Origin of the sequence: Caldisericum sp., assembly GCA_022759145.1 — a bacterium.
Classification (GTDB): Bacteria; Caldisericota; Caldisericia; order Caldisericales; family Caldisericaceae; genus Caldisericum.
Genome location: JAEMPV010000016.1, coordinates 42,860 through 62,724, shown reverse-complemented (window position 1 = coordinate 62,724; position 19,865 = coordinate 42,860). Strand labels below are relative to the sequence as shown.

Here is a 19,865-nt window from a genome sequence, read left to right as displayed (position 1 = left end):
ACTACTTTATTCTAATGAAACCGACACTTTCTACAATATCCTGCCCCTCAGGAGATAGAACGAAGTCTATAAAATTCTTTACCTCTCCTTTTGGTTCTCCATTTGTGTACATATATAGGTGTCTTGAAAGCTTATAGGTTTTATTAATTGCTGTTTCTTTGGATGGCATTACGCCTTCGTAACTTACCGCCTTAACTGAAGAATCAAGGTATCCAAGCCCGACATAACCAATTGCACCTTCTGTAGATGCAACAGTATTTTTCACCGTCTGGTTTGATGATTGATAGACTGCTTTGTCTGTAATCTTTGCATCCTTAGGAAGTGCAAGTTCCATAAATGCACCGTATGTACCTGACGAAGAGTCTCTTGAAACAACTACAATTGGTGCATCTTTCCAACCTAATTCCTTCCAGTTTGTTATTTTGCCTGTAAAAATATCGATTACCTGTTCCCGTGTGAGGTTCGTTATGGGGTTTGCCGGGTTTACAATAATAGAAAGTGCATCGAGTGCTATTGGGATTTCATAAGGATTTACGCCTTTTGCCTTTGCTTTCTCAATCTCCTCTTGCTTAATTTCTCTTGAAGAGTTTGCAATGTCTGTTGTTCCATCGATAAGTGCAGCAATCCCGTTTCCAGAACCTGTTCCCTCAACAGAAATCTTCACATTCGGGTGTTTATCCATATAGACTTCTGCAGCCTTTTGAGCAATTGGAAAAACTGTTGTTGATCCGTTCATTGTGATTTTTACTTCCTGAGCAGGTTGTTGAGAAGTTGCTCCTTGATTACTCCCTGACTGCTTGCAACCGGTAAAACCAAAGACGACTGACACTGAGATGACTGCTACTAGAAGATACGCTAAGAATTTCCCTTTCTTATTCATGCCTTCACCTCCACTTACATCTTAAGTGGAAAAATATCCATAAAAAAGCATTTTTAGTTAAGAAATGGTTAAAATATGGTTAAATTGTGTTAATCAACTTTCGGGAACTTTAAGGTGAACTTTGTTCCTGCACCAGGTTTACTTTCTACCTTAATTTCTCCTGAATGCATATCCACAATTCTTTTAGTTATTGTTAAACCAAGTCCTGTCCCTTTTACATTTTCGTTTCTTGAGCGGTCTTCTCTGTAGAAAGGTTCAAAGATTTTGTCGATGTTCTCTTCTCTTATTCCTTTTCCTGTGTCCTCTACTTCAATGTATGCATATTTTTCGTCCTTGAATATCTTTAGAGATACTCTACCACTTTCAGTATACTTCATTGCGTTTTCCAGGAGATTTATTAAAACATCTTCTAATAAAAAGTAGTTGCCTCTTATTTTTGTATTTTCTTGTATCTCGTATGTAAACTCAAGTCCCTTTTCTTTAAACTGATTCTCAAATTTTTTTACAACTTCTTCACCTAATTTTGTTAAGTCTACTATTTCTTTAAGGCTATTTCTAACAGATTCAATTTCACTTAACTTTAAAATTCTTTCTGTGAGTTTCTTAAGCCTTTCGGTATTTTCTTTTAATATTGTAAGGAATTGCAGCCCTTTTTTCTTTATGAAATTTTCGTTTTCTAATATCTCAACTGTTCCAAGAATCGAGGAAAGTGGAGTTTTCATCTCGTGAGAAACTGCCTCCAAAAATTGACTCTTGAGGAATGTCTCGTTTCTAAAATCCTCAAGTTTTTTGAAAATTGCAAGAATGTGTTGCTTGTCATAAAGAGTAACTGGCGAAAGTGTGGCATTATACAAAACCCCGTTAATTTCTACATTTTGCTCTATTGTTTTATTTTCCTTTAGTGCGTTTCCTATAATTGTTATGATGGTGCTATTTCTTATGGCTTCATAGTAGAGTTTCTTGTCTTTAAGCTTAATAAGGTTTTCAGCCTCCTTATTTTTAAAAACTATTTCTCCTTCTGCGTTTATTATGATTATCGCTTCGTCTACTTTTGAAGAGATTTCATTACAGATTGTTCTTATGTTTCTTAAATCGCTTTCTTCCCTTAAATATGATTCGCCTAAAGTTTTAAGGAAAATTCGAACTTCTTCAAAGATCTTTGAGTCACCTTCGAAATTTTTTATTTCCTTTTTCTCTATGAGGTTTTTAAGGAATTTTTCTAAGTCACCTATTTCGTTTGATTCAATAAAGATGTATGCAACCAGGATTAAAAATGAAATTGTTAACAAAGTAAAAGATAACCCTAAGAGGTTCCTAAAAGGTAAGGTTATTAGGGAAATTAGTATTAACCCTGCAGCGCTTAAGAGGGTAAAATTTATTCTTCTAATTGGAATTTGTAGCCAACCCCCCTCACCGTAACAATATACTTTCCGCACTCATGAAGTTTGTCTCTTATGCTTTTTACATGGACATCAACAGCACGTTCCGTTGGTGAAACAGTGTGCAGAAAGGCTTCACTCAGAAGTTCTTCTCTTGTAAAGACTTTTCCCTTGCCTTCAACGAGTACCTTCAAAATGCGGAATTCAGTAGGTGTAAGTTTTACTGCTCTGTCCTTGCAGTAAGCAACATAGTTTGCGATGTCAAGAGTTATATCACCTGCCTGGATTGTTGTCTTTTTACCTTCTCTAACAAAAGCCTTAACTTTTGCAGCAAGAACCCTTGGTGAAAATGGTTTAGGGATGTAATCATTTGCACCAATTTCCAATCCAAGCACCATATCCCCCTCTGAATTTTTTGCAGTGAGTATTATAACGGGGATATCCTTCGTGTCTTCTCTTGACTTGAGCGTTTTCAGGATTGTAAGACCATCGACATTTGGAAGCATTAAGTCAAGAACAATGCAGTCATACCTTTTCGAACCAATTGCATTAAGGAAACTATCCCCAGTGTAGTACTTGTCAACCTTAAACCCCTCCCTTTCGATATAAAAAGAGGCAAGGTCAACGATGTCCTTTTCGTCATCTACTATCGCTATTCTCTTCATACTTTAATTATATATAAAACACTCCTTTTTCAAAAGATGGATATGTGTATAATTGTTGTATGAAACAAGGATATGTTGATTTGCCGCTTCACGGAGGACATGCACCGCCCTGGCTTTTTAAGCGGATGGAGAAACTTGCACGAGCACTTTCTTCTGCTATTATTGAATTCTTTGGAGTTGAAGAGTACCTTAAAAGATTAAGCGATCCAGTATGGTTTCAATCATTTGGGTGTCTTCTTGGTTTTGACTGGCACAGCTCGGGGCTTACTACAACGACAACTGGTGCAATAATTTCAGGATTTGGAGAGGAAAGCAAAAATTATGGCGTATTTTTTGCAGGGGGGAAAGGGGCAAGGGCTTTAGATACACCAGTAGATATTGATTTTATATTAGAGAAGGGCTATGTAAGTGAAAATATTGCAAATACCTTAAAGAGGACTTCTCGTTTAGTTGCAAAGATTGACTCTTCCTGTGTGCAGGATGGTTATAAACTTTATCATCATTTCGTTGTATTTGATAAATTTGGAAACTGGACAATTGTGCAGCAGGGAATGAAAGAGGAAAATCGTTATGCACGGAGGTACCACTGGAACTCTTTTGGGCTTAAGAGTTTTGTAAAAGATCCGCATAAAGGAGTTATTACTGTAAAGTTTGAAAAGCCTCTGAACCTTGTTGATGCTACTATCGGAGAAACACAGGAGAAGATGGTTTTCCTTGCAAATGATGGTAATTTTGTAAATGAAATAAAGAAAATAAAATTTCCTTCACACCATCCTATTTATGAAAGTGATTTTGATAGAGAGCGTCTTTCTAAGATTTTTAGTTTTGTAAAAGATGTAAATCCTAAAGACTTTGAAGAATTATTGCTTGTTAAAGGGCTCGGAGAAAAGAGTTTAAGGGCATTAGCACTTTCCTCGCACCTTCTTTTTGGAACGCCTCTTTCCTACAAAGATCCTGCGACATTTTCCTTTGCGCACGGTGGAAAAGATGGCTATCCCTATCCTGTTATGAGAGATATTTACGATAAAACTATCGAAGTTTTTGAAACATCAATTAAGAAGGCAAAACTTGATGAATTTGAGAAGGAAAAACTGCTTACAAAGTTAAAAAGCCTTGCAATATGAAATTTAATACAGTAGAAAAAGATATCGTAGTAAAAAATGTTATTAAAAGGTCAATTTTCATAGGGACCGTAAAGAAGGTTTCGAATTTAAAAGAGGTGGAAGCTTTTTTGGATGTTATAAAAGAAAAATACAAAGATGCGAACCACAACCCGTATGCATACAGGCTTGTAACGCGTGAACAGTATTATTCGGATGATGGGGAGCCAAGTGGTTCTGCAGGAGTTCCTATTTTTAATGCGATAAGACATTTTGATGTTTACAATATTTGTGTTGTTGTAACACGTTACTTTGGTGGTGTAAAACTAGGCATCCCTGGTTTAATAGAGGCGTATGGATCGACTGCGGAATTTGCAATAAAAAGTGCAAATATTGTAGAAGAGAAGACAACTAAAACTTTAGAGGTTAGGTTTCCATACTCCTCCTTCAATTTTGTGAACTACGCTTTGAGTAAGATACCGCACAAAATTGTAAAAAGGGAATTCACAGAGGATGGTTTAATAGTAGTACAAATTGATGAAGATCTATTGGATGAATTTTCTTCACTTCTTAAAAAAGATGTAAGAATAAATTTTTCTGTTTTAAATTTTTAACTTGCAAACGATTTTGATTTTTGTTATAATAAATTGATTTAGACGAAACTGATTTTAGGAGGCGAAAGTTGGCTACAAAAATTAAGCTTGCAAGAGTTGGAGCACCTCATCGAGCATTCTACAGGGTTATAGTTTCCGACTCGCGTTTTGCAACTGATAGCAAGGTTATTGAAATTGTTGGACACTGGAATCCAGTTGTGGAACCAGAAGAACTTGTTTTCGACAAGGAAAAGGTTCTTGAGTGGTTAAAGAAAGGCGCGCAGCCTACAGAAAGCGTATTGAATCTTCTCAAAAGAGCAAAAATTTGGGACGAGTACCTAAAACTCAAAGGAGGTAAGTGATGAAAGAACTTATTGAAACCATTGTTAAAGCATTAGTTGATAACCCAGAAGAAGTTAAGGTTACAGAAGTTGCAGGTGAAACTGCAGTTATTTACGAAATAAAGGTTGCAGATTCCGATATCGGTAAGGTTATCGGAAAGCAGGGTAAAACCGCAAACGCACTAAGAACTATTGTAAAAGCAGCATCCTCTAAGATTGGAAAAGCAGCAAGCATTCAGATCAACTCCAAGCCAAGAGGAGCATAACCTAAAGGAGTGCTCGATGAGTGTGCTTCACCTTAAGCAAAATGTAATAGTCAAAGTTATAGTAACCGAAAAGTTTAAAGAAGATTTTAAAAAAGAAATTTCAAGACAATTGGAAGCAGCAGAGGGCAAGGCGCGTGAGTTAAAATCGTCGCTTGCGCGCCTTGTTATTGAGAGTGCAGGCATTCAAAATCCAACCTATGTTGAAAGTTTAAAAGCAAGAATTGAAGAAGAAAGGATGCTTCAAGAGGCTATTGCTGCCGATTTAAGAGAAAAGATCAAAGAAATAGAAGCATTACCGCTTGAAAGCATTTATCCGTATACGGTTATTGAGGGCCTTGTGGATGTTGATGTGGGTGACAATCTCTTCAAGAAGATTGCAGGTGTTGAGGTCCTCGTTAAAGACGGTGTTGTAGTAGAGATTAAAGAAGGCACCTAAGGGTGCCTCTTTTACTTTATGGAAGCTCATTTTCTCACCATATTCCCTGAGTTTTTCGAATGTGCAAGGTCCTTTGGTTTGTTTAGAGTTGGAATAGAAAGAAATATTCTTTATTACTATGTTCATAACCTTAGGGACTTTACAAAGGACAAGCATAAAACAACCGACGACACGCCTTATGGTGGTGGAGCGGGTATGGTAATGCTTGTAGAACCAATCGTGAAAGGGGTAGAGTATATTGAAGAAAACTATGGTAAACAATTCAAAATACTTACCTCTCCACAAGGCATAAAACTCGATCAGACACTTGCAAAAGAATTATCTTCCAAGGAGAAAATCCTTTTCATACCAACCCATTATGAAGGTGTTGATGAAAGGGTTATGAATTTTGTCGATATGGAAGTTTCAATTGGGGATTATGTTTTAAGTGGTGGTGAAATAGCTTCACTTGTTATCCTTGATGCAGCATTAAGGTTAGTTGAGGGATTACTTCACAACAAGGAATCTCTATCGGAAGAAACTTTCGAAAGTAACCTCCTTGAGTATCCTCAATATACACGCCCGTTTGATTTTAGAGGGGAAAGTGTTCCAGAGGTTTTACGGAGCGGAAACCACAAGGAAATTGAAAGATTTAGAAAAAAGGAATCTCTTAAAAGGACTTTACTTAAGAGACCAGATTTGCTTTTAAAGCACGAATTTACCAAAGAAGAAAAAGAACTCTTAAAAGAAATCGGATTGGAAATTGAGGAGTTAATAAGGAGAATAACATGATTAAACTTTATATGGCTCTTCTTCATTACCCAGCATATAACAAAAATAGAGAAATTGTTGCAACAAGTATCGTTATCCATGACCTTCATGATATGTCGAGAGCAGCAAGAACCTATGGAGTTAAAACCTTTTATGTAGTGCAACCTATGGAAGAGCAGAAGAAGGTCGTGTCCAGGATTGTCCGGTTCTGGCAAACTGTTGGCTATGAATACAATCCTAATCGATTAGAGGCAATTTCAGTAATGGATGTTAAGGATTCACTTTTCGATGTAATTAAGGATATAGAATCAAAGGAAAAAGAAAAGCCTTTCATTATCGGAACATCTGCAAAAGAGCGTAAAAACAAGGTTGATTATGACTTTATTGCAAAGAGGCTCATAGAAGACAAGCCTGTGCTTGTTTGCTTCGGGACTGGCTGGGGAATACCTGAGGACTTTGAAGTAAACTTTGATGGCTTTTTACCGCCAATAGTAGGCATTACGGACTTCAATCACCTCTCGGTGAGGAGCGCTGCATCAATCGTTCTTGATAGAATTATTCTTTCTTTTAAGGCTATTTCTTCTGCATCTTCAACGGATTAACAAAGAACAAGCCAAGAATTATTGTAATTCCACCTATTATCATTGTTATATTCATTGGTTCTTTGAGGAATATTACACCGCTTAAACTTCCTATTATTGGGTTTAAATATATAAATGTTGCGGTTGTCGAAGCTTCTTTATATTCGAGTGCTTTAAACCAGACTGCATAACCTATAAGGATACACAGCACTCCAAGATACAAGACAGCGATAAGAGTTTGCGTATTCATGCTTAGAATCTGTTCAATGTAGCTTCTTTTTATGAAAGGTGTTAGTGCAAGAGTCCCAAAGAAAAGGCCGAGTGTATTAACTTCAATTGGCTTAAACTTGTTGTAAAGGGACTTCGATGTAACTGTTGCAAGAGCCCAAGATGTAACTGATGTCAAACTTAAAATAACGCCTAATGTATTCTTGATTTCAAATTTGTGGGAAATACCATAGGTAAGAAGTATAACTCCTAAAAGAGAAATAAAAAGACCTAAGATTCTTTTTCTTTCAAGTTTCTCTTTGAGTATCAATGATGAAAAAACGCCAGTAATAACGGGGCTAAAACCAGCAACAAGTGCTGCAACTGATGCGTTAATCATTGTTTCAGCGGTATTTAGAAATATGTGGTATGAAGGAACTATGAGGAGCCCAACTAAAAATATCTTTAAAAAGTCGTTAATTGAATTTATCTTTTTTAAACCGGAATAAAAATCTTTAAAAAGAAATAAGAAAGGGAAAATTATAAAAAATCTTGCTATAACAAGTGCAATTGGTTCAAGTTGTCTTTCTGCAATTTTAATAAATGTGTAGGAGTTTGCCCACACAAGAAAAAGAAGAAAAAGACTAAGGTTTACAATTAATCCAGTTTTCTTTTCCATAAGTGCCTCCGGAAGTTTTTAAATTATTATAGCAAAAAGCTTTAAAATTTGTTGCAAAAGTATTCGAAATCTGTATAATATTTTGGTATATTTGAAAATGTGAAAGGGGTTGATTGATATGAAGGAAATTTTGAAGGAAATTGAGAAGGAATACCTTAAGGAAAGGCCCGACTTTAGTGTTGGCGATACAGTCAGAGTCCACGCAATTGTAAAAGAAGGTGGAAAAGAAAGAGTCCAGGTCTTCGAGGGTATCGTTATAGCAAAGAATGGCGGCGGCATTAACGAGACTTTTACTGTTAGGAAAGTCTCCTATGGTGTTGGTGTAGAGAGGGTTTTTCCGTTGCACTCACCTCTTGTAAAAAAAATTGAAGTAAAGAGAAAAGGTGATGTTAGAAGGGCAAAACTCTACTATCTTAGAGAAAGACTTGGTAAAGCCCAGAATGTAAAAGAAAAAGTTGAAAATACCGAGAAGGTAGAAACTACTAATAACTCAGAGGAAAATAACGCTTAATAAATGAGTGATTTTCAGAAAGAACTTAAAAGCTGGATTGTTTTAATAGTAGTTGCTTTTGCTATTTCTTTCTTGCTCAGGGCTTATGTTATTCAGCCCTTCAGGGTTCAAATGACCTCAATGGTTGCAACCCTTGAGCCGAACGACCTTGTGCTTGTAGAGAAAATTACTTACAGGTTTTCGAAGCCCCACAGGGGGGATGTGGTTGTGTTTATCCCCCCTAATAATCCAAATGATAAATACATAAAGAGGGTAATTGGACTTCCAGGAGAAACTGTTTCAATCCAGAATGGCGTTGTTTATATTAATGGCAAACCTCTTAAAGAGCCTTATGTAGATTCTCCAATGTCTGATATGCCTGAAGTGAAAGTCCCTTACGACTCTGTTTTTGTAATGGGTGACAATAGGTCTGTTAGTCTTGATTCAAGGGCATTTGGTCCTATAAAAATTTCAAGCATTATTGGACGTGCTGTACTTGTTTACTGGCCTATAAATCATATACAGAGTCTTATTGCTTACAGTGGGGAAAATCCTTAAAATAGGGATTGATGAAGCGGGAAGAGGACCTCTTGCAGGTCCAGTTGTATCGGCTGCTGTAATCATAGAGCACAGAATAGAAGGCGTAAAGGACAGTAAAAAACTTATCCCAAAGAAAAGATTTTTACTTTTTAACGAAATTATAAATCACGCAATTGCCTTTGGTGTAGGTACCGCATCCGTTGAAGAAATAGAATCCTTAAATATTTTGAATGCAACTTTTCTTTCAATGAGAAGGGCTATTGACAGCCTTCTTCTGAGTTATACAAAACAATTTGGAGAAATCTATCCAGAGGATTTCATTGTCCTTGTTGATGGTAACAAACCTATTCCTGATATCCCCTTTAAAGTAAAGGCTATCGTGAATGGCGACAACCTCATATATGAGATAAGTTGCGCTTCTATTATTGCAAAAGTTTACAGGGACAATATTATGGTTGCTCTTGCAAATGCATACCCTCAATACGGATTTGAAAAAAATAAAGGATATGGAACAAAGGAACACTTTGAAGCTTTGAAAAAATTTGGGATAAGTCCTGTCCACAGAAAAAAATTTGTTAGGGGTCTTGAGAATGTCACGCTCTTTGGGTAAAGAAGGGGAAGATATTGGCGCAAGATATTTGCAAAACAACGGTTTTAAAATTGTTGAAAGAAATTTTAGGACTCCTTTTGGCGAAATCGATATAATTGCAAGAAAAGGTAAAAAACTCTATTTTGTCGAAGTGAAAACAAGGACTTCCTCTGAATATGGAAGAGGAGTTGAAGCGGTAAATAAAAGAAAAAATAAGCCATATAGTGAATTCTATCAATTTTTACTTAGGAAATAAAAATGTTGATTACGAAATTGGAATTTTGGATATACTTAAAGTGGGAGATGAATTTGAAATTACTTATATTAGAGATATTTTTTAATTATTTGCTGGCTGGGGCGGAAGGATTCGAACCTTCGAATGACGGATCCAAAGTCCGTTGCCTTACCGCTTGGCTACGCCCCAATGCCTTTATATTTTAATGATTTTTAAGGAGAAGTCAAGAGATGAAAAACGAATTTAAGATTATTCCGTTAGGCGGAATTGGTGAAATTGGCAAGAACTCTACAATGCTTGAGTACAAAGGGGATATTGCTGTTATTGATTTTGGATTTAAATTTCCACCACCTGATTTGTTTGGTGTTGATTTTATAATCCCAGATTATAGTTATTTATTAAAGAACAAGAATAAGATTAAGGCAATCGTGCTTACACACGGACACCTTGACCATATTGGTGGGCTAAGGTTCCTTCTTGAAGAAGTAAAACCCTCAGTTATATTAGGTTCTGATTTAACCTTAGGACTTGTTAAAGAAAATCTTCCACCAAAACTAAAGAGTGCTTTGAAGTTTGAGGTTGTTAAGCCAAGAGAAACTATTAAAGTTGGTAATTTTGAATTTACCTTCATAACCGTTACTCACAGTATTCCTGCAAGTTTTGGAGTTGTAGTAAAGACAGACGAAGGAAGGGTGTTTTTTACGGGAGATTATAAATTCGATGCAACTCCAATAGATGGAAGGCAGATGGATATAGAGAAACTTGAAGAACTTTCCAAAGATGGCTTTGATGTGCTTTTCTCTGATTCCACAAACGCAGATGAAAGTGGACTTACTGGGTCTGAAGCAATAGTAGGGCAAAGTTTGTTCAAAATAATGGAGTCTGCGCCAGGCAGGGTTATTGTTGCAACATTCTCAACAAACATCCATAGAATACAACAGGTTGTTGATATTTCCGAAAGGCTTGGAAGAAAAGTTGCATTCGACGGAAGAAGCATTATAGAATCAGTGAAAATTGCCTCTAAACTTGGTTATCTCAAAGTTAAGGATGAGAGCGTTATCGAACTTTCCGATATAAGTGCACTTCCAAAGAAAATGGTAACAATAGTAACAACCGGAACACAAGGCGAGCCAATGTCTGGTCTTGTAAGGATTTCAAATGGAGAGCATAACGGCATTAAAATAACAAAGGGCGATATCGTAATAATTTCAGCGGATCCAATACCTGGGAATGAAAGATTGGTTTCGGAGGTTGTTAACAAACTCTTTAAGTTAGGTGCTTTTGTTTACTATCGAAAAGAGGACGGAATCCATGTTTCGGGGCACTGTTCTCAGGAGGACATTCGCTTTATGATAGATGTTGTGAAACCTAAATATTTTGTTCCTGTTCATGGCGAGTACAAGCACCTTGTCTATGCAAAGAAAATTGGAGAAGAAGAGGGTATTCCAAAAGAGAATATTTTTATTGTAGAAAACGGTTTGGGAGTTGCTCTATTAAACGGAAAATTGAGAAAATTGCCAAAGATTTCAACTGGCGAAGTGCTTGTAGAAGGCAATATGAAATTCCCCGTTAAAAGCGAGGGAGATTTAACTCATATTGGCGAGAGAAAAGAACTTGCAACAAAAGGCATACTTCTTATAATTGTTTTCTTAAAGAAAAATAGAGAGTTTGCACGTCCTATACACATTGAGACTCGTGGCTTTGTTTTGCCCAGGGGGCAGGAGGGCGAAATCTTGCGAGAAATAAAGGCAGAGGTTGAAAAAATAGTAAAAACCTTTGCAAAAAAGGGAGATTTTGGTAATATATCTAATGAAATTGAGCGGAGCGTGAAAAGCATTCTCAAAAAGAGTGTAAAGCCTCCGATGGTAATATCTTCTGTTTTAACAGAAAAATAGTTTCTTGCGGGAGTGGCGGAACGGCAGACGCGCTGGATTCAGGTTCCAGTGGGGCGACCCGTGAGGGTTCAAATCCCTCCTCCCGCACCAAATTGCCATTCCTATAAACCGGACTTTTCATGCCGTTTTTGAATTTTTATTGCTCAAAAACCACCCCTTTAAACCACGCATTTTTTCGTAGAGACTGCATCAATACTTATCTAAAACCGTGCATTTAAAGCGTCGTAGAGCGTCAATTTTACCTCAAAATGGGTATTAGTACCTACGAACAAAATTTTGTCTCTCTAAACTCAAAATCTCAAGGGTTTATAAAAATTTAAGAAACAGCCTTTTAAAAGGGTTCTGTTAGTATAATTAACCCCTTATTTAATTGGTTGTTTTTGTCATTTTTTATCTCATGAATTCCTTATTATTGTTAATAAGAGTTATCTTCTTTGAAATTATGCGAAAAATCCAATTTTTAATCTTGTTTCTTTAGTTTAATAACTGTAAGTTCAGGCGGACAAAATAATCTTAAAGGTATAATAGTTGTTCCTACTCCTCTATTCACATACATTGTCCCAAATTCTGTATTATATAAACCTCTTATATAATCTGTTGATGTTGGTGCCAATTTCCTTGCTATAAATGGGATACCAATTTGACCGCCGTGCGTATGTCCTGTTAGTATCAGGTCAAACTTTGTCCCATTTTGAAACTTGTTTACTATATCAGGTGCGTGTACTATTAGCAAATTGAATAAATCTTGGTTAACTCTGAAAAGTGCTGCATCAAGATCATCATGCCCTGTAATGGGGTCGTCAACTCCTATTATGTAAAACTTGTTGTTTCCGTACTCGTAGTAGATATTTTTGTTTTTCAATACTTTTATGTCGTAATTATCTAAAAGTTTTATAACTTCGTCAGGCTCAGTGTTATAATCCCAGTTTCCCAAGACTGCAAAGGAGTCACCTTCATAAGATGCTCTAAATGCTTTTAGAAAATCATTTAAAGTATTAATATCGTTTTTGTTGTCTATGAAGTCTCCTGTAAAAACTACCAGATTAGGCTTTATTGTTAAAAGTGATTTTACTACAAATTGCTCTTTTATGCCGTATTCCTTTATGTGCAAGTCCGAAATCTGAACTATTGTGAAATTGTTTATGGTTTCGTCAAATTTTGAAGAGGCGATTTCTATATTTGAGATTTTAACCATATTAGGTTCAATCCAGAATCCGTAAACAGCTATCAAAATTAAAAGCAAAATTATAATATATTTCATACTTAATTATACAATTGTTAACATTAAAAACAAATTGCAAATACTTGACTGAAAATATTATTTTTGTATAATTGCCCAAAATGGAAAAGAAAGTTCATATTGAAGTAAGGTTTGTTGGTTGGGCTTGGTGGTGGCGCTCTGGAAACGGGTTTACCCTCCAGGGCGGATATGACTTTCTTATGAAAAGTTAATCCGTAATTATAGATAAATCCTGATAGGAGCCCTGGAAGGGGCTCCTATTTTTATTTATAAAAATAATTTTTAAGGAGGTAAAGATGAAAAAAGTAGTAGTAAGCGAAGAAGAACTACCGAAGTACTGGTACAATGTACTTCCCGATTTACCCGAACCTGTTCCACTTCCCCTTGATCCAGTAACCAACGAGCCGGTAAAACCTGAACAACTTGAGGCTATTTTTCCTAAAGAAAGCGTTGAACAGGAAATGGCTTTCGAAAGATTCATTGAAATTCCTGAAGAGGTAAGAAATGTCTATGCAACATGGAGGCCTACCCCACTTGTAAGAGCGGAAAATTTAGAAAGAGCTATTGGCACGAAGGCAAAGATCTTTTACAAGAACGAGTCCGTCTCCCCTCCTGGTTCTCACAAACCTAATACAGCAGTTGCACAGGCTTATTATGCTAAAAAAGAGGGCGTAAAAAACCTCGTAACTGAAACTGGCGCAGGACAGTGGGGTTCAGCCCTATCATTTGCAGGTGCCCAATTTGGGCTGCAAGTAAAAGTTTATATGGTTAAGGCAAGTTATGAGCAGAAGCCTTATAGAAGATTACTTATGGAGGCCTGGGGAGGAAAGTGTTATGCGTCTCCAACCGAAATGACTGAAGTTGGAAGAAAAATTAGAGAGCAATTTCCTGATACAACTGGAAGTCTGGGTATTGCAATTTCAGAGGCAGTAGAAGATGCATTGACTCACAAAGATACAAAATATGCTATTGGAAGTGTATTAAATCATGTCTTACTCCATCAGACGGTTATTGGGCTTGAAACAAAGATGCAATTACAGAAAATTGGAGTTAAGCCGACGATTATGATAGGTTGTGTGGGTGGAGGAAGTAATTTTGGTGGGTTCATGCTTCCATTCCTTGAAGACAAATTGGAGGGGAATAATATTCGGTTCATAGCAGTGGAGCCGACTGCTTGTCCAACATTCACGAGAGGAAAATACCGATACGATTACGGAGATACAGGAAAAGTAACACCACTTCTTAAAATGTTTACACTTGGCAGTTCATTTATTCCATCGCCAATACATGCTGGTGGTTTGCGTTATCATGGGGATTCTCCTATTTTGAGTCTTCTTTTGAAGCATCAACTTATAGAGGCACAAGCATACTTCCAGCGAGAAGTTTTTGAGGCAGGTATACTTTTTGCAAGAACCGAAGGTATTTTACCTGCACCGGAGACAAATTACGCAATAAAAGCGACAATAGAAGAAGCAAAAAAGGCAACAAAGGACGATGTTATCGTGTTCAACTTTTCTGGTCATGGGCATTTTGACCTTGCGGCATATGATGCCTTCTTCCAAAATAAATTGCAGGATTACGAATATCCAGAAGAGGAGATAGAAAAAGCAATGAGAGAACTCCCCAATGTATAAAATCGAGAAAGGACCGCCTGAAATGGCTCTTATAAAACCATTTAAAGCATTTTATTACAATTTAGATATTGTAAAGGACTTTAGTAATGTTGTAACTCAGCCTTTTGATGAGATTACTTTACGGATGGAAGAAGAGTATAGAAAAAGGAGTCCTTTTAATGCTGTAAGAATTATAAAAGGGGACTTTAATTACACGAATAGAGTTTTAAATGAATGGATTAAAAAAGGTGTCTTTGTTCAAGAGACGGAGGAAAGTATTTACGCTTACGACAGGATTTATTCTTTAAGGGGAGAGCTGAAAGTCCAGAAAGGCTTTATAGCGCTGGGGAGGCTCTCCCCTTATAATACAGGGATTATACGACCTCATGAAAAGACTTTCCCGGATGCTGTTAAACTTCAATTTGATTTTCTAAAGTCTACACATGCACATTTAGGACCAATTTTCACGCTTTACAAGGATGAAAGCTACTCAGTTGAATCCCTTATTGAGCCTTTTAAGAAAGTTTCTCCAGTTATTGAGGCAGAAGATTGGTATGGAAATATTCATAAAATCTGGCGAGTAAGCGATTTGAAAGTTATTTCAAAAGTACAAAAAATAATGAAAGATAAATATCTAATTATCGCTGATGGCCATCACAGGTATGAAGCATCTCTAAGGTACGCAGAGTATAATAACTTTGATGAGGTTTTTAGTTTTCGCATGATGGCTTTTGTGAATGTTTATCCCAGGGAAAATATAAGCATTCTTCCAATTTATAGGCTTGTTAGCGTTTCTAATATGGATGATTTTTCGAGAAAGCTAAATTCAATCTTTTATTTGCATAAGAAACCTTTAGAGGATTTAGAGCAAAGACTTTATCCTGATGAGGAAGATTTTGCTATTTATTTAGGAAACAATTACTATTTTGTCCTGAAAAAGAAACAGCAAAGTTTTGACGAAATTTCTTTCAAAGGAGTACCTAAAAAGTTTAGAAATTTAAGTGCGGTAGTTCTTGAAAAGCTTATACTCCCTCTTATAGATATTGATAATAGTATGATTTCTTACGAAACAAACCTAAAGAGAGCAATTAAAGAAGCAAAGGAGAGCAAAAAGATCTTGTTTATCTTAAAACCCCCGACTATTGAACAAATCGATAATATCACAAAGGCTGGGCTTCTTATGCCAGAAAAATCTACAAATTTTTATCCAAAACTTTTAAATGGTCTTTTACTTAACCGATTCGAAGGAGATATAAGCTTAAAGAGGAGTGAAATTTATGTTGAAGAGTCAAGTTTGAGAGAAATTTAGGGACCGTTCCTGCGCGTACTATAAAATTAAACTATTATCTACTTGACAACTGAAAAAATGTTCGTATAATATGCTGAGGTGGAATATGGAAAATAAACTTACTAACAAGCAAAAGAAAGTTCTCGATGCTTTGATTGAACTTTTAGGTGAGGGAATAACCCCTACCTACAGAGACCTTCAAGAGAAACTTGGTTTGCGCTCGATTGCAACAGTTTACGACTATGTAAAGAGGCTTGAGAAACTTGGTTATGTTAAAACTGAAGGCAAAGCCCGCTCTATAAAAGTTGTTGCGCCTATTATGAATAAGTTTCCTCTTGTTGGTGCAGTCCACGCAGGTGAACCTACCGTAGCGGTTGAAGAAATACAGGGCTTTCTTCCATTTCCTGTTGATCCAAGGCTTCATCCCCACGCCTTTGTGTTGAAGGTCAAAGGCGATAGCATGATTGAAGCACACATTGAAGATGGAGATCTTGTTATAGTTGACCCTGACATACCTGCTTCCGTTGGTGATATCTGTGTTGCTGTCATCGGAGACGAGGCAACAGTTAAGAAAGTTGAGAAGATGAAAGATGGTCTTTATCTTATGCCTGCAAATCCAAAGTACAAACCGATTTTCATAACAAGGGATGTGAAGATTATAGGTAAAGTAATCGGCTTATACAGAGGGATTTCTAAGTAAACTTACAAAAAGAGTATTTGTGCATATTACATTGTTTGCAAGTATCTCTATTTTGCGTGGGTTTGATTTCGCTTTTTTCAAACTCGGTTATAAATTCGTTTACAAGGTTTTTAATTACCTCAAGCGTTATTTCCATTTCTTCTCTTGTATAAGTTTCTGTTAAAATCTTCCCGTTCTCAAAATACATCACCACGGGCTCAGGCTCTATCCCAAATGTCTTTTTCACTGCTTCATAGTATAATGCAATCTGGAATGTATCGCGTTCAAAATCTTCATTTCTTGTTTTGTAATCAATTATTTTTACTTTATTTCCACTTTTTAAGAGAACATCATACCTTCCGTAGATCATTACATTATCCATCAACTTAAATTTAAAAGGTCGTTCTGATTGCAAAAATATTTCTCTCAGGTTGTCATTGCTATTTTCTAATAAGGTAAAAAGAAGTACTGAAAAATCTTCAAGGTAATTCCAGACGACATCAAGCGATGATTTTCTATCTTTTTCTATTTCTTGAATAAATATCTGGTAAAGCCTATCTTTTATGAATGCTAATAAGTTTTCACCTTTGATATTTGTTTCGTTAAAAAGGTTGTTTTCCAAACTTTTTGCAAATTTATTTATTACATTGTGAAACAGTATGCCTGTATAGGGGGGATTCTCATATCCAAAATTTACTTTATAGCCCTTGCGTTTCAGCTCAAGTGCCTTTTTGCATTTTGACATCAAAAGAATTTCTGAAACTGAAAACTTATGAAGGTTTTTTTGCAATAAAAATTTCTCCATTTTCTAGTTCCCGGATCTTAATAAACGGTATTGTCCCAAGGAGTTTTAAAATTTCTGGAACAAGTGAAGATTGGTCTTTCGAAATGTATTGAGATAATCTTGCAACTTGTATTTTTCCTTCTTCAAATTCGCTTCTTATTCTTTCAACAATTTCTGCAACAGTTTTGTTTCCTTTTGTTTTTATTTGTCTTTCTTCTTTGGACTTACGAATTTGTTTAAAATCTTCCTGTTTATCGATAGATTTATTCAACTCTTCTAACGACACAACATCTTCAAAGAAATTCTTCAGTAGATCCATTGCGAATTTCAAAACATCTTTCAAGTCAAGGTCAATATCTTTAGACTCAGTGTAACTTATAAGTTTTTGCAGAGCCATTAACTTTTTCCCGGCTTCCAGCGTGTAGTACTTTAGTATTATGTTGTTTTTACGTATAAGCTCGATTGATTTTGTTCCTTCCCTTACGGGAATTTTTTCGTCCCTAACGAAAATTGCTTTGTTAAGCCCTTTCTTTCTTAAAGCGCTTGAAAGTTTTCTTGTCGTTGAGTAGTAGTTTTTCGAATTGTCTATGCCTATAGCAATTTCTCCTACACGGAGCACGAGTTTCTTACCACGAGGCGAAAGATTTACTGCATTAAAGAGGGTTGCAAGTAATTCACCCAGAGAGTCTTCAAAATCATCTTTATTGTATATTTGTTTTTTAAGGATGTTTTCAAATTCTTCTTCAACGCCTTTTTTCTCTGGAAGTGCTCCCTCAAGGATCGCATTTGCAAGTTCAATTACTTTTCGTGGCGATCTTAGTTTGTTGTCCTTTATTTTTTTAAGTAGATCATCTTTATCAAAGGGGAAATAGGGGTCGTCTAATTTAACTTCGAGTTTTTCGAAGAAATACTTGTTCCTTACTTTTATTATTTCAAGTCCTTCTTCTGAGCTCATTCCTTCAAGAGATGCCGTATTGGAAAATCTATCCTTGAGATACTCTGGTAAAAATGATCTCCATTTGTTGAAAATTGCCGTTTGGGCACTCAAAAGTAAAAGCACATTTTTTGTGTTTGCAACTAAATTGTAAAGGTCCTCAAGAAAGTTAATAATTCCATCTTTGTCAAGATGCCTATCGAAATGTTCTATCTGGTCTATTGAAAGTAAAATTGGAAAAGGTGAAAGGACAAAAATCGATTGTATAATTTCAAACGCTATATCTTCGTTAATGGAAAATCCTGTCGTTAAATTTAGTTTTTCTGCATCCTCTCTGGTTAAACTTCCTTCACTTATCAGTTCTCTTAAGACGGGGTATTTATTTTCATCGATAATTGCTTCAATTATTGCTTTTAGGTACTTCTTTCCAATTTTAAATTCTGTTTCCTCCCTTACATATTGAAGCGCCTCTTCTGCTATAATTTTTCTCAATTTTTCCTGAATGTTTGCTGGCAAGGCTCTAAAGCTTTCGTACAATGCATATGGGACAACTGTTTTCCTGGGATTTTTTATTTCCTTTATTAATACTTGGATTCTTGGCTCTTCCTGTGCGTTGTAGTTTCTCAATCCAATCTTTACTATCTCTCCTCTAATATGATTTATTGGCTTTGATTTGAGTTCTGAGTGTTTTCTTTCAAAGCTGTCAAAAAGACTTCTCAGAAGCGATGAATATGTTGCGCCACTTTTTACTAAAAGAGGGTTGTAGAGTGCAAAGAGAAACCTTTCAATTTCTGCGTACCTGTAAATTCTTGCAAGAAGGTGAGACTTACCAGAGCCAGGTTCCCCCTGCAAAATAAGGATAGAAGATTTTTTTGACTTCTTAACAGCAACAAGTTCATTTATAACTTTGTCAAATGCACTTTTATTTATGCTTTCTACATCAATTATTTCGTTTCCAAAAGGATCTTTAATTACATTGTCTTTGTATGGTTGTAGTTTTTTAAATTCTTCTATCAATACTCTCTTTTCGTCCATGTTATAAAGTAGAGTATCCTTCCCTGAAATTTTATTCCCCTATCACTGTCGCTAAAATCGCCTGGGTTATCAAGTGTCTGTAGATAAATAATTTCTTTGCTATCGAGGTCTAAAAGTATTTTGTCTATTTCCTCATCGGAAATAGCAACATGCTTTTTAACTTCGTCCTTAAAAATCGGGACAGGAACAGAATCACCAAAGTGGCGAGTTTCGTTGAGATTATCGTAAATCATCTTTAAAAGATCTACGTCCACTGAACCCACTTTTTCATGGCTTGGCTCTTTAAGGTATATAAATATGTCGTTTATGTAGTCGTAGGCTCTGTCTATTTCACTTTTGAACTGGTATATTAGTCCTCTTAATTCTTTTACTTCTTTTTTTAGACTCTCTATCTCTTTTGAAAACAACTCCTTTAATGTGAGGAAATCCTGCATTTTGACGAAGCCTTCGCCTGCTTCTTCCTTCTTTACAGGAAGTTGAGAGACTTGCTCTGCTCCATATAGCCTCTTACCTTTCTCTAAAATCTTCCCCTCTTTTTTTAGTTCGTCAATAATTTTTTCGAGTGTTTCTTTTTCGCTTGTTTTCTTTCCGTATATGTCGCTTCTCGTTTTCCCCTTTGTTCCGCTTTCTAAAATCTTCTTTAAAACGGTATCCTTTGTAAGCACA

23 protein-coding genes and 2 tRNA genes are annotated in these 19,865 nt (G+C 36.1%); 16 read left to right on the top strand and 9 right to left on the bottom strand.

Annotated features, from left to right (window positions below; all coding sequences use genetic code 11):
• Position 1 precedes the first annotated feature (1 nt).
• The 3 genes from JHC30_00965 to JHC30_00955 form a co-directional block, all read right to left on the bottom strand.
• Positions 2-880, bottom strand: coding sequence for a PstS family phosphate ABC transporter substrate-binding protein (locus JHC30_00965; protein MCI4462724.1), 879 nt, complete (start codon positions 878-880; stop codon positions 2-4).
• An 89-nt stretch (positions 881-969) separates the two neighbouring features.
• Complete coding sequence (locus JHC30_00960) at positions 970-2,169, bottom strand: HAMP domain-containing histidine kinase (GenBank protein ID MCI4462723.1); 1,200 nt, start codon at positions 2,167-2,169, stop codon at positions 970-972.
• Positions 2,170-2,255: 86 nt separating this feature from the next.
• Positions 2,256-2,924 carry a response regulator transcription factor gene (locus tag JHC30_00955; protein MCI4462722.1) on the bottom strand — a complete coding sequence of 223 codons (669 nt, stop codon included), beginning with the start codon at positions 2,922-2,924 and terminating at the stop codon, positions 2,256-2,258.
• A gap of 59 nt (positions 2,925-2,983) precedes the next feature.
• On the opposite strand from JHC30_00955, the gene JHC30_00950 reads away from it, so the two are divergent.
• From JHC30_00950 to JHC30_00920, 7 genes are all read left to right on the top strand, one after another.
• Positions 2,984-4,048 (top strand): DUF763 domain-containing protein, encoded by a 1,065-nt coding sequence (locus JHC30_00950; GenBank protein ID MCI4462721.1) that lies wholly within the window; start codon positions 2,984-2,986, stop codon positions 4,046-4,048.
• Positions 4,045-4,638, top strand: coding sequence for a YigZ family protein (locus JHC30_00945; GenBank protein MCI4462720.1), 594 nt, complete (start codon positions 4,045-4,047; stop codon positions 4,636-4,638). The genes JHC30_00950 and JHC30_00945 overlap by 4 nt, the downstream gene beginning before the upstream one ends.
• A 68-nt stretch (positions 4,639-4,706) precedes the next feature.
• The gene (gene rpsP, locus JHC30_00940; protein MCI4462719.1) at positions 4,707-4,979 is read left to right on the top strand and encodes a 30S ribosomal protein S16; all 273 of its coding nucleotides are present in this window, start codon (positions 4,707-4,709) and stop codon (positions 4,977-4,979) included.
• Entirely contained in the window at positions 4,976-5,224 is a 249-nt protein-coding gene (locus tag JHC30_00935; GenBank protein MCI4462718.1) for a KH domain-containing protein, read from the top strand. The genes rpsP and JHC30_00935 overlap by 4 nt, the downstream gene beginning before the upstream one ends.
• A gap of 16 nt (positions 5,225-5,240) precedes the next feature.
• On the top strand, positions 5,241-5,660 hold the full coding sequence (locus JHC30_00930; GenBank protein ID MCI4462717.1) for a YlqD family protein: 420 nt from the start codon (positions 5,241-5,243) through the stop codon (positions 5,658-5,660).
• An 18-nt stretch (positions 5,661-5,678) separates the two neighbouring features.
• A complete protein-coding gene (gene trmD, locus JHC30_00925; GenBank protein ID MCI4462716.1) occupies positions 5,679-6,431 on the top strand; it encodes a tRNA (guanosine(37)-N1)-methyltransferase TrmD in 753 nt (250 codons plus the stop codon).
• Positions 6,428-7,012: an RNA methyltransferase gene (locus JHC30_00920; GenBank protein ID MCI4462715.1), complete on the top strand. Its 585-nt coding sequence runs from the start codon at positions 6,428-6,430 to the stop codon at positions 7,010-7,012. Before trmD ends, JHC30_00920 begins: the two co-directional genes overlap by 4 nt.
• Here the strand turns inward: JHC30_00920 and JHC30_00915 are convergent.
• The gene (locus tag JHC30_00915) at positions 6,984-7,877 is read right to left on the bottom strand and encodes an EamA family transporter (protein MCI4462714.1); all 894 of its coding nucleotides are present in this window, start codon (positions 7,875-7,877) and stop codon (positions 6,984-6,986) included. The genes JHC30_00920 and JHC30_00915 overlap by 29 nt on opposite strands.
• Positions 7,878-7,995: 118 nt before the next feature.
• Between JHC30_00915 and rplS the strand changes: the two genes are divergently transcribed.
• From rplS to JHC30_00895, 4 genes are read left to right on the top strand one after another with little or no spacing between them, the layout of a single operon-like run.
• Complete coding sequence (gene rplS / locus JHC30_00910; GenBank protein ID MCI4462713.1) at positions 7,996-8,388, top strand: 50S ribosomal protein L19; 393 nt, start codon at positions 7,996-7,998, stop codon at positions 8,386-8,388.
• A 3-nt stretch (positions 8,389-8,391) separates the two neighbouring features.
• A complete protein-coding gene (gene lepB, locus JHC30_00905) occupies positions 8,392-8,925 on the top strand; it encodes a signal peptidase I (protein ID MCI4462712.1) in 534 nt (177 codons plus the stop codon).
• Positions 8,909-9,517, top strand: a complete 609-nt coding sequence (locus tag JHC30_00900; GenBank protein ID MCI4462711.1) for a ribonuclease HII — start codon at positions 8,909-8,911, stop codon at positions 9,515-9,517. Before lepB ends, JHC30_00900 begins: the two co-directional genes overlap by 17 nt.
• Positions 9,510-9,752, top strand: a complete 243-nt coding sequence (locus JHC30_00895) for a YraN family protein (protein ID MCI4462710.1) — start codon at positions 9,510-9,512, stop codon at positions 9,750-9,752. Before JHC30_00900 ends, JHC30_00895 begins: the two co-directional genes overlap by 8 nt.
• 93 nt (positions 9,753-9,845) lie before the next feature.
• Here the strand turns inward: JHC30_00895 and JHC30_00890 are convergent.
• Positions 9,846-9,920 (bottom strand) — tRNA-Gln (locus JHC30_00890).
• Between the two features lie 41 nt (positions 9,921-9,961).
• On the opposite strand from JHC30_00890, the gene JHC30_00885 reads away from it, so the two are divergent.
• Both JHC30_00885 and JHC30_00880 read left to right on the top strand, forming a co-directional pair.
• Complete coding sequence (locus tag JHC30_00885; GenBank protein ID MCI4462709.1) at positions 9,962-11,626, top strand: ribonuclease J; 1,665 nt, start codon at positions 9,962-9,964, stop codon at positions 11,624-11,626.
• 6 nt (positions 11,627-11,632) lie between these two features.
• A tRNA-Leu gene (locus tag JHC30_00880) sits at positions 11,633-11,716 on the top strand.
• A 370-nt stretch (positions 11,717-12,086) separates the two neighbouring features.
• On the opposite strand, the gene JHC30_00875 is transcribed toward JHC30_00880, so the two are convergent.
• Positions 12,087-12,887 (bottom strand): metallophosphoesterase, encoded by an 801-nt coding sequence (locus JHC30_00875; GenBank protein MCI4462708.1) that lies wholly within the window; start codon positions 12,885-12,887, stop codon positions 12,087-12,089.
• Between the two features lie 275 nt (positions 12,888-13,162).
• Here JHC30_00875 and JHC30_00870 point away from each other — a divergent pair, with 275 nt between their 5' ends.
• The 3 genes from JHC30_00870 (at position 13,163) to lexA (ending at position 16,467) form a co-directional block, all read left to right on the top strand.
• Positions 13,163-14,500, top strand: a complete 1,338-nt coding sequence (locus tag JHC30_00870) for a TrpB-like pyridoxal phosphate-dependent enzyme (protein MCI4462707.1) — start codon at positions 13,163-13,165, stop codon at positions 14,498-14,500.
• On the top strand, positions 14,493-15,788 hold the full coding sequence (locus JHC30_00865) for a DUF1015 domain-containing protein (GenBank protein ID MCI4462706.1): 1,296 nt from the start codon (positions 14,493-14,495) through the stop codon (positions 15,786-15,788). The genes JHC30_00870 and JHC30_00865 overlap by 8 nt, the downstream gene beginning before the upstream one ends.
• Before the next feature lie 85 nt (positions 15,789-15,873).
• A complete protein-coding gene (gene lexA / locus JHC30_00860) occupies positions 15,874-16,467 on the top strand; it encodes a repressor LexA (protein MCI4462705.1) in 594 nt (197 codons plus the stop codon).
• Here lexA and JHC30_00855 read toward each other — a convergent pair.
• Genes JHC30_00855 through JHC30_00845 form a run of 3 tightly spaced genes read right to left on the bottom strand, consistent with a single transcriptional unit; the run spans position 16,460 to position 19,864 of the window.
• The gene (locus JHC30_00855) at positions 16,460-17,236 is read right to left on the bottom strand and encodes a PD-(D/E)XK nuclease family protein (GenBank protein MCI4462704.1); all 777 of its coding nucleotides are present in this window, start codon (positions 17,234-17,236) and stop codon (positions 16,460-16,462) included. The genes lexA and JHC30_00855 overlap by 8 nt on opposite strands.
• The gene (locus JHC30_00850) at positions 17,217-19,199 is read right to left on the bottom strand and encodes an ATP-binding protein (GenBank protein MCI4462703.1); all 1,983 of its coding nucleotides are present in this window, start codon (positions 19,197-19,199) and stop codon (positions 17,217-17,219) included. Before JHC30_00850 ends, JHC30_00855 begins: the two co-directional genes overlap by 20 nt.
• Positions 19,178-19,864, bottom strand: coding sequence for a hypothetical protein (locus tag JHC30_00845; protein ID MCI4462702.1), 687 nt, complete (start codon positions 19,862-19,864; stop codon positions 19,178-19,180). Before JHC30_00845 ends, JHC30_00850 begins: the two co-directional genes overlap by 22 nt.
• Between the last annotated feature and the right edge of the window lies 1 nt (position 19,865).